A 12,321-nucleotide genomic window follows, 5' to 3' on the forward strand; every position below is an offset into this window, starting at 1 on the left:
TCGCCGTGGACCGACGAGGGCTGTAAGCGTCAGGGAAAGGGGTCGGGCCCGCCGCTGTAGCGGCGGTGGGCCAGCGGCGCGCGGCGGGCATCGCCGCGGGACAGACGGTAGAGGCGCGCTGCGGCGAGCGCGTGACCGGCTGGCGCATCACCGCGTGATCCCGGCCATGCGCAGCGGTGGACAGCCTCCGCGCCGCGGCGGTAGAACGAGGGCATGGCGAAGGGCAAGCTCGCGGCATGGATGTGGGCGGCGTGGGCTGTCATGACCGGCGGGTGCGGGACGCTCGTGGGGCTGGACGACGGCTATTACCTGCACGAAGGAGCGGCCGGCGGGAGCGGTCCTGGAGAAGCCAGCGGGACCGGCACTGGAGCGTCCAGCGGGACCGGCGCTGGAGGGGCTTGCAGCGGAGGAGCGTGCCCCGCTCCGCCGAGCTGCGCCGGGCTGGACGAGACATGCGGCCCGAGGGGCGACGAGAGCTGCTGCGCGACCCTGGAGGTGGCCGGCGGGAGCTTCAAGCGAGACAACGACGAGAGATATTCGGCCACGGTGAGCGGGTTCTCGCTGGATCGGTTCGAGGTGACGGTGGGGCGGTTTCGCAAGTTCGTGGAGGCCTATCCCGGCAGCAAGCCCAAGGCGGGCGCGGGGAAGCACCCGCGCATCGACAGGAGCGGGTGGGATGACGGCTGGAGCAACAGCTGGCTGCCCGCGAACGCGGCGGCGCTGAAGGAAGCGCTGAAGTGCGATTCGACCTTGTCGACATGGACGGACGTGCCCGAAGCGCACGAGCATCTACCGGTGAACTGCCTGACCTGGTACCTGGCGTTCGCGTTCTGCGCGTGGGACGGGGGCCGGCTGCCCACGGAGCTGGAGTGGAACTACGCCGCGGCCGGCGGTGAACAGCAGCGAGAATACCCGTGGTCGGAGCCTCGGGACGCGACCATCGATGAGAGCTACGCGGCGTATGACTGTACCGGAGATGGGTCTCCGGCCAGCGACTGTGCGTTCAGCGATATCTTGCCCGTCGGGGCCCGGCCGAAGGGCGACGGGCGATGGGGGCAGGCGGACCTGGCGGGGAACATGTGGGAGTGGGCCCTGGACTGGCACGCCAATTATCCGGAAGAAGAATGCGAGGATTGCGCCAACATGGCCGCTGCCTCGGGCCGGGTGGTCCGCGGCGGGGCGTTCATCAACGATGCGTCGTACCTGCTCACTTACTACCGCATCAAGGACGATCCGGCGAACAGCGGCAATGACGCCGGCGTCCGTTGTGCGAGAGACCTGTAGTGGAGAGCGGCGCCGCCGGAGCTCCTCGACGAGCGCGATGCCGGCGCCCCGCCGTCCAGCCGCGCGATCGCCGCGCGCCGGGCCCCACATGCTGCGCGGCTGCGCGGCGAGGCGAGGCGATGCGTGACGGCGGGCATCGAGGGAGACCGCCGCCGCGCTCGCTCGCGGCCGTCCGCCGGCTCCCTGGATCCTTGACGCCGCCAGCCCGGTAAGAGAGCCTCCCGCCGTGTCGGCCACACTCGCGGAGGGGACCGTCTTCGCGCGGCGCTATCGCGTGGTGCGCCTCATCGCTACCGGTGGAATGGGGAGCATCCACGAGGTGGTGCACCTGGAGACGGCGCGCCGCCGGGCCCTCAAGGCCATGCACCCGCACATCTTCGCCGACGAGGAGATGCGCGAGCGCTTCAAGCTCGAGGCCCGCATCGCGGCGGACGTCGAGAGCGAGTACATCGTCGACGTCTTCGACGCGGGCGTCGACGAGGCGACCGGGACGCCCTTCCTGGTCATGGAGCTGCTTCGCGGCGAGGAGCTCGGCCAGCGCCTGAAGCGCGCCGGCCGCCTGCCGCCCGCCGAGGCGATCACCTACCTCCACCAGACGGCGCTCGCGCTCGACCGCACCCACGCCGCGTCCATCGTTCACCGCGACCTCAAGCCCGCAAACATCTTCCTGTCGGAGCGGGAGGACGGCTCGGTCCGCGTGAAGCTCCTCGACTTCGGCATCGCGAAGCTCATCGCCGAGAGCACGGCCGCGGCCGGCGCCACGCGCAACCTCGGCACGCCGATCTACATGGCGCCCGAGCAGTTCCAGGTCGGCGCGAGGCTCACGGGGGCCGCGGATATCTATGCTCTGGGCATGATCGCCTATACGCTGCTCGTGGGGATACCGTACTGGCGGCAAGAGGCGAGGAGCGCGGGCGACATGGTCGCGTTCGCGCTGCTGGCCGTCCGTGGTCCCCAGGAGCCGCCGGTGCAGCGCGCGCGCGCGCAAGGTGTGATGTTGCCGCCGGGCTTCGATGCGTGGTTTGCGCGGGCCACCGCCGTCGTGCCGGCGGCGCGGTTCGGCCGGGCGGTGGAGGCGGTGCAGGCCCTGGGAGAGGTGCTCGGCGTCCCGGTGAGCGGTGACCGGTGGTCGATCTCCGGGACGCCGTCCCGGCCCGGGATGGTCGCCGCCGCCACGGCGATGACCCCGGCGCACGAGACGACGGAGCCGGCGACGATCCCGGACCCGGAGCGCGACTCGCGCTCCCACGGGCTGACGCTCGCGAGGACCCAGACCGAGGCGGCGGTGTCGGCCGGGCCGACAAGGGCGGCGAGGCCGATGCGAGGGCCGATCGCCGCCGGACTGGCGGTGCTCGGGCTCGGGGTCCTCGGCGCCGGGAGCTGGCTCCTGCTGGGCGCTCGCGGCGGAGGCGGTCCGGAGGCGGCGGCTCCGGACCCTGTTTCCGAGGCGTCGGCAGCGCCCGGGCCGACCGCGGCAGCGCCCGGATGGGCCGCGGCAGCGCCCGCGGCAGCGTCCGAGCCCAGCGCCGCGCCGCCCGAGCCCAGCGTCGCGCCGCCCGAGCCCAGCGCCGCGCCGCCCGGGTCCAGCGCCGCAGCGGTGCCTGCGACCTCGGTGCCGGCCTCCTCGGCGCCCGCCGCGGCCTCCCGCCGCCCGAGCGCACATCCGCCGGCGCCTACCAGCACGTCTGCGCCCTCGAGGTCCAAGGCGCCTTCGGCGTCGTCCGCCAACAAGAAGCCACCGCCGCGCGAGCCCGCCTCGACCCCCGACCTGTATGGGCGGCATTGATCTGGAGCTCCGCCGCGCCGCCGCCGCGCCGCCCGCGCGCGCCGTGACCGGCCCGATGCGCCCCGGCGAGGCTCGCTGGAGGGGTGATCTTTCATCTCGCCTGCCTGCCCTCCGGCCATCATGCTCCGCGTCGCTCGTCCCCCACAGGGGCCCGTGTCCCGAGCTCCCTTGCCTGCTGAGCGCCAGATCATGACTCGTTGGTTCCGCCGGCCCACGCAGCTCCTCGCCGCCCTCGGCCTGGTCTCGCTCTCCGCGCCCGCCGCGGCCCAGGACATCGCGGCCGCCGAGGCGCTCTTCGACCGAGGGCTCGCCGACATGAAGGCAGGTCGCTACGAGACGGGCTGCAAGGCCCTCGCCGAGAGCGAGCGCCTCGACCCCCAGCCGGGCACGCTGTTCACGCTGGCCTCCTGCGAGGCGAGGTGGGGCCGGGTCGCCACCGCGGCGGCGCGCTTCAAGGACTACATGGCGCTGTTCGATCGGATGACGCGGGCCGAGAAGGCCCGGCAAGGCAGGCGACCGCAGGTCGCGGCCCAGGAGATCGACGCGCTGTCTCGGCGTGTCCCGCGGCTCGCGCTCTCCCTGCCGCCGGGCGCGCCGGCCGGAACGGTCGTGCGGCGCGACGGCCACGAGCTGGGCGACGCCTCGCTCGGCGTCGCGTTGCCGGTGGATCCAGGAGAGCACCGGATAGCGATCGAGATGCCGGGAGGGGCTGTCCAGGAACAGCGCATCACGATCGCCGAAGGCGAGTCGAAGGCGCTGGTGCTGGACATCAAGAAAGGAGCGCCGCCGCCGACCTCCGGCGCGCCGGAGGCCCCGGCGGGCCGTCGCACGGCGGCCTACGTCGCGGGCGGGGTCGGCGTCGCGGGGCTCGCGCTGGGCGGGATCGTGGGCGCGCTCGTGCTCGGCAAGAAGGGCGTCATCGACCGGCACTGCGGCAGCGCCATCCAGGCCAGCGACCCGAAGGCCTGCGATGCCACGGGGCTCGACGCCGCGAACGGCGCGAACGCCATGGCCGTGGTGAGCACCCTCGGCTTCGGGGTGGGGCTGGCCGGGCTCGGAGCGGCGGCGGTGCTGCTGTGGACCGAACCGACGCCGGCCGGCGCGGCGACCGGCGCGCGCCCGAGGTGGGTCAGCGCGGGGGTGCTGGAGGCGGGGCCGGCGGGCGCGGTCCTCGGCGCGCGAGGCAGCTTTTGAGTCAGGCCGCCGCCCGCCGCCGCGCCCCGGCGCGTCAGTCGTAGAAGCGCTTGCCCGTCCTCGCCGCCTCGACGAGGGCCGGGGCGGGCGTCCAGCGCTTGCCGAAGCGGCGCTCGTAGATCTCGATGCGGCGGAGCACCTCCGCGGGGCCGAGGGCGTCGACGTAGCGGAACGGACCGCCGCGGAAGGGCGGGAAACCGAGGCCGAAGATGGCGCCGATGTCGCCGTCGCGCGGGCTCCGCAGGACGCCCTCGCCGAGGCAATGCAGCGCCTCGTTCACGAGCTGGAGCGAGCACCGCATCTGGATCTCCTCGACCGCCACGGGCGGCTTGTCCTTCGCCTTCGGCACCGGCAGCCCGAGCACGGCGTACACGCTCTCGTCCGGGTGCTTCCCCTTGCCCTTCTTCTTCGCCGCCGCGCCGTACAGGTACATCCCGCGCTCGTTCTTGCGGCCCTTGCGGTCGTCGGAGACGAGCTTGGCCATCGTGGGCGGCGGGGACATGCGATCGCCGAACGCCTCGATCATGATCGGGCCGATGTGCGCCGCCACGTCGATGCCCACCTCGTCGAGCAGCGCCAGCGGGCCCACCGGCCAGCCCCACGCGACGAGCGCCCGGTCGACCTGCTCGATCGACACCCCCTCGGCCAGGAGCCAGCTCGCCTCGTTCATGTACGGCCCGAGGATCCGGCTCGTGTAGAAGCCGACTCCATCGTTCACCACGATCACCGTCTTGCCCTGCCGCTTGCCGACCGCCACCGCCGTCGCGACGACCTCGGGAGACGTCGCCTCCGTCCGGATGACCTCGAGCAACGGCATCTTGTGCACCGGGCTGAAGTAATGCATCCCGACCACGTTCTCCGGCCGCCTCGACGCGGCCGCGATCCGGGAGATCGGGATCGACGACGTGTTCGACGCGAAGATCACGCCGTCCTTGCCGTTCGCCTCGACGTCCCGCACGACCGCGTGCTTCACCGCGAGATCCTCGAACACCGCCTCGATCACGAGGTCGGCGCTCTTCAGGCCCGAGCTGTCCGTCGTCGTCGTGAGCAGCGCGAGCTTCTGGTCCCGCTCGAGCGGCGTGAGCTGCTTCTTCTTCACCCGGTCGCCGAGGATGTCGGCCACGTACTTGAGCCCGCGGCCGAGCGACGCGTCGTCGCGATCCCGGAGGCGCACGGCGATGCCGGCGTTCAGGCTCACGTAGGCGATGCCCGCGCCCATCAGGCCGGCACCGACCATCGCGATCTTCTCGACCTTCCTCGGCTGCACCGACGGGTCGTCGACGCCGGTGTCCTTCTTCATCGCGTTCGTCGCGAAGAAGAGCTCCATCAGCCGGTGCGCCGTGCTCGACACGACGAGCTCGCCGAACGCCCGCGCCTCGACCTCCCTCGACGCGTCGAACCCCCGCTCCGCGTAGGTCCGCAGCACCTCGATGATCCGCTCGGGCGCCGGATAGTGCCCGCCGGTCTTCTCGCGCGTCTGCCTCTGGGCCTGCTGGAAGAGCAAGGCCCGGCCGATCGGGTTCTGCTCGAGGGCGGCCCGGGTGAGCGCGGCGGCGTCGAGCTTCGGCCCCTTCTTGCCGGCGCGCGCCGGCCGGAACGGCGGGCCGGCCGCAGCGAGCTTCAGCGCGAGCGCCGCGGCCGTCTCCTTCAGGATGGGCGCGGGGACCACGTCGTCGGCGACGCCGAGCTGCCGCGCCTTGGAGGGGCGCATGTTCTTGCCAGTGAGGCCGTGGTCGAGCGCCGCCTGCAGGCCGGCGCGCTCCGCGAGCCGCTGCAGCCCGTTGATCCCGGGGAGCAGGCCGAGCTGCACCTCGGGCAGGCCGAGCACCGTCTTCTTGTCGTCGCTCAGCACCCGGGCGTGGCAGGCGAGCGCCACCTCGAGGCCGCCGCCGAGCGCGGCGCCGTGGATCGCGGCCACGATCGGCTTGGGCGAGCGCACGAGCCGCAGGACCGCCTCGTGGCCGGCCCGGCACATCGCCTCGGCCTGGGCCGCCGTGGTGACGCTCTTCAGCATGTCGATGTCGGCGCCCGCGATCCAGGTGTCGGCCTTGCCGGACACGAGGATCGCGGCCTTGATGAGCGGGTTGCTCGCGATCTGGCCCATGATCCGCTCGAAATCGCCGGCGAACGTGGGCTTCAGCGTGTTGACCGCCTCGCCCGGGACGTCGTACGTGACGACGGCGACGCCGTCGGGGCGCACCTCGAGGGAGACGGGGCTCTTGGCCGCGGGGGACTGCGTCGCGGCGCTCTCGGTCGTCGTCATGCTGCCTCCAGGACCACGGCGGCGCCGAGGCCGCCCGCGGCGCAGACGGTGAGGAGCGCGTGCTGGCCGCCGCGCTTCTTGAGCTCGCGGAGCGTGGAGAGCACCATGCGCCCCCCGGTGGCCGCGAACGGGTGGCCGAGTGCGATCGAGCCGCCGTTCACGTTGAGCTTCTCGGGGTCGACCTCGCCGACGGCGGCGGACCGGCCGAGCTTGTCCGCGGCGAACGACGGCGACGCGAGCGCCTTCAGGTTCGACGCGACCTGCGCGGCGAAGGCCTCGTGCATGTCGACGAGGTCCATGCGATCCAGCGAGAGGCCGGCGCGATCGAGCGCCCGCGGCGCGGCGAGCACCGGGGCCATGAGGAGCTGCCAGCCCGGGTCGACCGCCGCGTAGGCCCACGACTTCACGTACCCGAGCGGCTGGTAGCCGAGCGCCTTGGCCTTGCTCTCGCGCATCAGGAGCAGGGCGCTCGCGCCGTCGGTGAGCGGCGAGGCGTTGCCCGCGGTGATGGTGCCGTGGCGGCGATCGAACGCGGGCGACAGCTTGGCGTAGGCCTCGAGGGTCGAGTCGTCCCGGACCACGTTGTCGCGCTCGACCGGCTTGTCGTACGGCGGGGGGATCACGTGCATGACCTCGGCCGCATACGTGCCGTCGCGCCAGGCGCGCGCGGCGTTCGTGTGCGAGCGGTGGGCGATGGCGTCCTGCTCGGCGCGCGAGATGCCGTTCTGCTTCGCCATCTTCTCGGCGGCCTCGCCCATCTGCTCGCCCGTGGTCGGCTCGCGCGAGAAGCCCGGGATCGGGGGCACGATGTCCTTCAGCGAGAGGCGGGAGAGGATCTCCAGCCGGGCGCCGAGCGTCTTGGCCTTCTGGAGGTCGGTCAGCGCGGAGGCGAGCTTGCGGGAGACGCCGAGCGGCACGTCGCTCATGCTGTCGGCGCCGCCGACGACGGCGACGTCGTGCTGGCCGGCGAGCATCGCCTCGGCGGCGCTCGTCATGGCCTGGAGCGACGTGGCGCAGGCGCGCGAGACGCTGAAGGCGTCGATGTCCTTGGGCATGCCCGTGCGCAGCACCACCTCGCGCGCGACGTTGAGCCAGTCGAGCGTCGGCACCACCTGGCCGTAGACGACGAGCGTGACGTCGCGCGGGCTCACCTCGCTCCTCTGGAGGAGCTCCTTGACCACCGTGGCGGCCAGATCGACGGTGCGCATCGCCTTGAGCGCCGTCCCCGCCTTGGTGAACGGCGTGCGCAGCCCGGCAACGACCGCCACCCGGTCCTTGCCGCCCTTCCCATTCTTGCCTGAAGCCATGTCGACTCCTCTGCTGCCGGAGGGCCCGCCGCGGGCCCGCCCCGCGCGCCCCGCGCAGCCCCCCCGGATCCCGGCTCGCCGGTTGGAGGGATCCCTTAGGTGCGCTAACGCGGCGTGTCAACCTCGCTCGGTGGAGGCGAGGCGGAGCGCGCGCTCGGCGAGGCGAGGAGGGTGGAAGATCGGTGAAGCGGCCCTGAATGCAAATTGGGCCCACACCGGATCTTCTCGACAGCGTTATCGGCCATGCGGAAGCTCATTCGATTCAGCGCCTTGCTCTGCAGCGCTTCGGCGCTCGCGGGGTGTGCGACGTTTGCCAGCGGCTCGGCGCCGGGAGCGCTGCTCCGCGCGGTGTGTCTAGATCGCGGTCGGCCAAAGAAAGCCTGAAAGAACGAACGCAAAGGCGCAAAGGCGCAAAGGCGCAAAGGCGCAAAGGCGCAAAGGCGCAAAGGCGCAAAGGCGAAGAGACGAGAGAGAATTTTTTTACTGTCTCTTTTTTGCGTCTTTGCGTCTTTGCGCCTTTGCGTTTTTTTCTTCTTCTTCACCCCCTCGCGGCAGGCAGCCACGCCCGCTCACGCCTCGCGCAGGAACGCCTCGAGCAAGGTCGCCGACACGTCGAGGAGGTCGCGCTCCGTCACGATGCCCACGAGCCGCTCGCCCGCGACCACGGGCAGGCAGCCGACGCGCTGCTCGCGCATGATCCGCATCGCCTCCAAGGTCGGCGTCTCCGGCGTGATCGTCACGGGATCGGCGTGCATGACGGACGCGACCGTGGGCGGCGCGGACCCGTTCGACGCCGCGGCGCCGCGGGCGACGAGCCGGAGCAGCGCGCGGTGCGAGACGACGCCGACCAGCCGGCCCCGCTCGTCCTCGACCGGCACGTGGCGCACGTGCCGCCAGTCCATCACGCTCGCGGCGAAGTCGACGATGTCGGTGGGCCGCACCGTGAAGAGATCGGTCGACATGAACTGGCCCACGGTCCGGTAGCTGTCGCGCAGCAGATCCAGGTCCGCCTCGAGCGCCGCGGGCTCCCAGGTGTGCACCGGGCGGCCAGCCCCGCCGCTCTCGGACTCCTCCTGCTGGCGGGCGAGCATCGCGGCCGAGAGCGCGCGGCACTGCAGCTCCGGGGTGCCCTGCCCGGCCATCGCCGCGAGCGAGCCGAGCGCCCACTGGGCGCCGGTCTGGCCGCGGCGCACGCGCTCCTCGACGACGCCGAGGTAACGGTCGATGTCGGCGGCGTCGATGCCCGCGGCCGCGAGGCCCTCCCGGGCCGCCGGGAGGAGCTCCGTGAGGATGAGCTCCGGCGCGGGGAGGCTCCGCCCCCCGGTCCACGCGAGCTGCGCCTTGAGGCCGTGGCGGGCCGCCGCGAAGAAGTTCGCCTTGGCGTCCTCGAACGGCATCTCCAGGTCGATGCGCGGGTGCCGCTCGGCGAGGCCGGACATGAGGCCGAAGAAGAAGGCGGCGTTCGCGACCTCGTCGAGGAGGGTGGGCCCCGCGGGCAGCGCGCGGCTCTCGATGCGCAGGTGCGCGACGCCGTCCGCGACGCCGTAGCAGGGGCGGTTCCAGCGGTAGACGGTGCCGTTGTGGACGCGCAAGGCCCGGAGATCCGGCGCCTCGCCGCGCGCGAGCGCCGCGAGCGGCGGCTCGCCGGTCTCGGCGGTCATGATCACGCGGAAGCGCGCGATGTCCTCGCGGAAGAGCTCGAGCGCGCCCTCGCGCACCCAGCCGTCGCCGAAGTGGACGCGGGGCTTGTGCTGCCGGCCCTCGCGGTCGCTCGGGCGGGTGTCGACCGAGGTCTCGAACAGGGCGATCCGCGTCTCGTGCCAGAGCCGCTGCCCGAGGAGCAACGGCGAGTTGACCGCGGCGGCGAGGACCGGCGCGGTCACCGCCTGCGCCAGGTTGTAGAGCGGCGCGAACTCCCGCGCCCCGACCTGGAGGTGGACCTGGAAGCTCGTGTTGCACGACTCGAGCAGGATGTTGTCGTGGGTCATCTCGAGCTCGTCGAGCCCGTGGATCGACACGCGGAAGTCGCCCTGGCGCAGCTCCCGGAGCGCGCGGTTGAGCTCGTGGTAGCGCGGCACCGGCGTGAGGCTCTCCAGCCGGAGATCGCCGGCGCGCAGCGTGGGGAGGATGCCCGCGAGCAGCACGTCGGCGCCGACGGCGCGCGCGGCCTCGGCGGCCCGGCCGACGACGTCGGCGAGCTCGGCCTCGAGGCGCCGCAGGCAGCCGCCGCCGAACGGCAGGGGGGTGAGGTTCGCCTCGAGGTTGAAGCGGGCGAGCTCGGTCGTGAGCCGGCCGTCGGCGGCCCGCTCGAGCACCTCCAGCGCGACCGGCGCGGGCCGGAGCGCGCGGTCGACCAGGAACATCTCCTGCTCGGCGCCGATCCGGCGCACGCCCGACTCGATGCGATCCTCCTCGAGGAGGCGCTCGAGCGCCGCGACGTCGTCGAGCAGCGCCCGCATGAAGGCCTGGAGCTGCTCCTCGTTCGCCCGCTCGGAGACGTGATGCTCGCCCATCGTGATCCACCCGCCCTTTCGCCCGGTCCGCTCCCGCTCCGAAGCCTACGACGGGCGGCGGCGCGCGCGGAGCATTCCCGCGGCGCGCCGGCGGACGTCACGCCGGTGGACGTCAGAACCTGTGGCCGACCGCGAGCCGCAGCGTGGCGACCTTGTCCTCGGCGAGGCCGAACCCGAGCGGCGCGTCGAGCGCCACGAGCAGCCCCGCCCGGCCGTAGAAGCCGGGCTCTGCCGGCGTGTAGCCGACGAACGGCTCCAGCGCGAGCTGCGCCTGGTCCTCGTGCGCGAGCGTCAGCGCGGCCTGGAGCCGGAGCCCGCCGCCGAAGGCGCCCTTGCCGCGCAGCTCGATCTCGCTCCCCTGCTCGAGCACGAGGTCGACGTCGCCCCCGCTGGTCGGGAAGGCGACCATCACCGCGGTGTCGGCGCGGTAGACGAGCCGCGTGGCGATCTCGGCCTCGACGCCGCCGCGGGCCCGCAGGGGGAAGTGCTCGGGGATGAGCCGGTGCAGATCGGCGTAGGCGCGCGCCGGCAGGGTCGCCTGCAGCGCGGCGCGCGCGTCCGCGTTGGGATCGGTGATGACCGGGATCGAGAGCGCGCCGCCGCCGAAGACGGCGAGCTTCTTGGACATCGTACGCGCGTAGTGGGCGCCGACCGTGGGGTTGCCGAAGAGGAAGCTGCCGGCGCTGCTGCTCTCGTCGACGTCGAGCCGCGACGACCGGAACGTGGCGGAGATGCTGCCGTAGGCGAGCGGGAGCTCCGCGTCGAGGAGGAGCCGCTTGCGCCACGCCAGCTGACCGACGAGGGCGAAGCTCAGGCCGAACGTGCTCACCTCGGACTCGACGTCGGCCATCGACCATCCGGCCGACTTGCTCAGGACGTCGAGCTCGAGCGCTGCGCGGGAGCCCTGGGATCGGATCCAGCTGGTATTCTCCGCCGATGCGGCGGTCCGGGCCGCCAGGGCGAGGGAGAGGAGGACGGCGGCGGAGAGCAGCGGTTTCGCGTTCAAGCGGTCCCAGCTGCGATGACTAACACGGTCCGGCTCGCCCGTGATCACCGAACGGCGCGCTCGGCGCCCGCGGCCTCCTCGTCCTCGTCCTCGTCGTCGCTGTCGTCCTCGTCGTCCTCGTCGTCCGCCTCGCTGTCGTCCTCGTCCTCGTCCTCGTCGTCCGCCTCGCTGTCCTCGAAGAGGAGCGAGGGGGCGCCGCCGGCGCCGTGCTCCGCGAAGATCGCGTCGGCGGCCACCACGAGCTCCTGAAGGCGCTCCGCGTCCACAGGGCCGTACACGGCGATCGCCATGACGCGGTCCTGCACGAACAGCCACGCGTCGGGGAAGTCGCGCAGGGCGTCGCGGACGCGCGCCGAGAGCCACCGGCCGATCGACTTCGCCTCCGGCCCCTCGACCAGGAACTGCTCCATGAAATCCGGGTCCTTCTTGAACTGGACGCCGGTGTTGGGGGCGCGCCTGCCGTCGATGATCGGCAGCGGGCACACGGTGAGCCGGGGCGCTGGCTTGGCCAGCTTCGCGACCACCACCTGGTACTCGCTGCCGTTCTTCGCGTCCGGCCCGGCGACCGCGACGTAGGCGAGCTTCGGGACGAGCTCGTAGCGGGCGACGACCGCGCCGCCGCCCGCGTCGTCGAGCATCCGCTCGAGGCTGCCCGGCATCGAGCGCACCGGGCGAGGGCCGTCGATGTCGGCGACCGTCTTCCGGGAGTCGCGCTGCGCCCCGGACCGGCGCGAGGCCGCCTTCGGGGTCATCAGCACGCGCCAGCGCACGAGCTCGGCGTCGCGCCGCGCCTCGTGCCGGCCGCGCAAGCCGGTCAGGTACCAGACGACGAGCAACGCGAGGGGACCTACGTACCAGAGCCAGGGCATGGGGCGGCGATGCTAGCAAACCTCGCGGAGCCGCGGTGGGGTTGCGCGCATCCGAGGTAGGGGGGCGCGCGTCCGAGGTGGGGATGCGCGCATCCGAGG

The 12,321-nt window shown here is 72.9% G+C and carries 9 protein-coding genes; 3 read left to right on the forward strand and 6 right to left on the reverse strand.

What is annotated here, in order from left to right; all coding sequences use genetic code 11:
• The first annotated feature begins 213 nt into the window (after nt 1-213).
• From WMF26_RS00290 to WMF26_RS00300, 3 genes are all read left to right on the forward strand, one after another.
• A complete protein-coding gene (locus tag WMF26_RS00290) occupies nt 214-1,284 on the forward strand; it encodes a formylglycine-generating enzyme family protein (protein ID WP_437998655.1) in 1,071 nt (356 codons plus the stop codon).
• Nucleotides 1,285-1,510: 226 nt separating this feature from the next.
• Nucleotides 1,511-3,070 carry a protein kinase domain-containing protein gene (locus tag WMF26_RS00295; protein ID WP_437998656.1) on the forward strand — a complete coding sequence of 520 codons (1,560 nt, stop codon included), beginning with the start codon at nt 1,511-1,513 and terminating at the stop codon, nt 3,068-3,070.
• 189 nt (nt 3,071-3,259) lie between these two features.
• Nucleotides 3,260-4,264, forward strand: coding sequence for a hypothetical protein (locus WMF26_RS00300; RefSeq protein ID WP_437998657.1), 1,005 nt, complete (start codon nt 3,260-3,262; stop codon nt 4,262-4,264).
• A 34-nt stretch (nt 4,265-4,298) separates the two neighbouring features.
• Here WMF26_RS00300 and fadJ read toward each other — a convergent pair whose 3' ends face one another.
• The 6 genes from fadJ to WMF26_RS00330 form a co-directional block, all read right to left on the reverse strand.
• A complete protein-coding gene (gene fadJ / locus WMF26_RS00305; RefSeq protein ID WP_437998658.1) occupies nt 4,299-6,527 on the reverse strand; it encodes a fatty acid oxidation complex subunit alpha FadJ in 2,229 nt (742 codons plus the stop codon).
• A complete protein-coding gene (gene fadI / locus WMF26_RS00310; protein WP_061625164.1) occupies nt 6,524-7,834 on the reverse strand; it encodes an acetyl-CoA C-acyltransferase FadI in 1,311 nt (436 codons plus the stop codon). The genes fadJ and fadI overlap by 4 nt, the downstream gene beginning before the upstream one ends.
• Before the next feature lie 104 nt (nt 7,835-7,938).
• Nucleotides 7,939-8,376: a hypothetical protein gene (locus WMF26_RS00315; protein WP_437998659.1), complete on the reverse strand. Its 438-nt coding sequence runs from the start codon at nt 8,374-8,376 to the stop codon at nt 7,939-7,941.
• Nucleotides 8,377-8,403: 27 nt separating this feature from the next.
• Nucleotides 8,404-10,347 carry a CBS domain-containing protein gene (locus WMF26_RS00320; RefSeq protein WP_437998660.1) on the reverse strand — a complete coding sequence of 648 codons (1,944 nt, stop codon included), beginning with the start codon at nt 10,345-10,347 and terminating at the stop codon, nt 8,404-8,406.
• 112 nt (nt 10,348-10,459) lie between these two features.
• On the reverse strand, nt 10,460-11,353 hold the full coding sequence (locus WMF26_RS00325; RefSeq protein ID WP_437998661.1) for a hypothetical protein: 894 nt from the start codon (nt 11,351-11,353) through the stop codon (nt 10,460-10,462).
• A gap of 44 nt (nt 11,354-11,397) precedes the next feature.
• Nucleotides 11,398-12,222, reverse strand: a complete 825-nt coding sequence (locus tag WMF26_RS00330; RefSeq protein WP_437998662.1) for a hypothetical protein — start codon at nt 12,220-12,222, stop codon at nt 11,398-11,400.
• Nucleotides 12,223-12,321 lie beyond the last annotated feature (99 nt).

The sequence above is a fragment of the Sorangium sp. So ce185 genome, from assembly GCF_051526825.1.
Lineage (GTDB): Bacteria > Myxococcota_A > Polyangia > Polyangiales > Polyangiaceae > Sorangium > Sorangium cellulosum_D.

Coding starts and splice junctions, on each gene's coding strand:
- WMF26_RS00320 (WP_437998660.1), bottom strand. CDS start 10,347: ATGGGCGAGCATCACGTCTCCGAGCGGGCGAACGAGGAGCAGCTCCAG.
- fadI (WP_061625164.1), bottom strand. CDS start 7,834: ATGGCTTCAGGCAAGAATGGGAAGGGCGGCAAGGACCGGGTGGCGGTC.
- fadJ (WP_437998658.1), bottom strand. CDS start 6,527: ATGACGACGACCGAGAGCGCCGCGACGCAGTCCCCCGCGGCCAAGAGC.
- WMF26_RS00300 (WP_437998657.1), top strand. CDS start 3,260: ATGACTCGTTGGTTCCGCCGGCCCACGCAGCTCCTCGCCGCCCTCGGC.
- WMF26_RS00330 (WP_437998662.1), bottom strand. CDS start 12,222: ATGCCCTGGCTCTGGTACGTAGGTCCCCTCGCGTTGCTCGTCGTCTGG.
- WMF26_RS00290 (WP_437998655.1), top strand. CDS start 214: ATGGCGAAGGGCAAGCTCGCGGCATGGATGTGGGCGGCGTGGGCTGTC.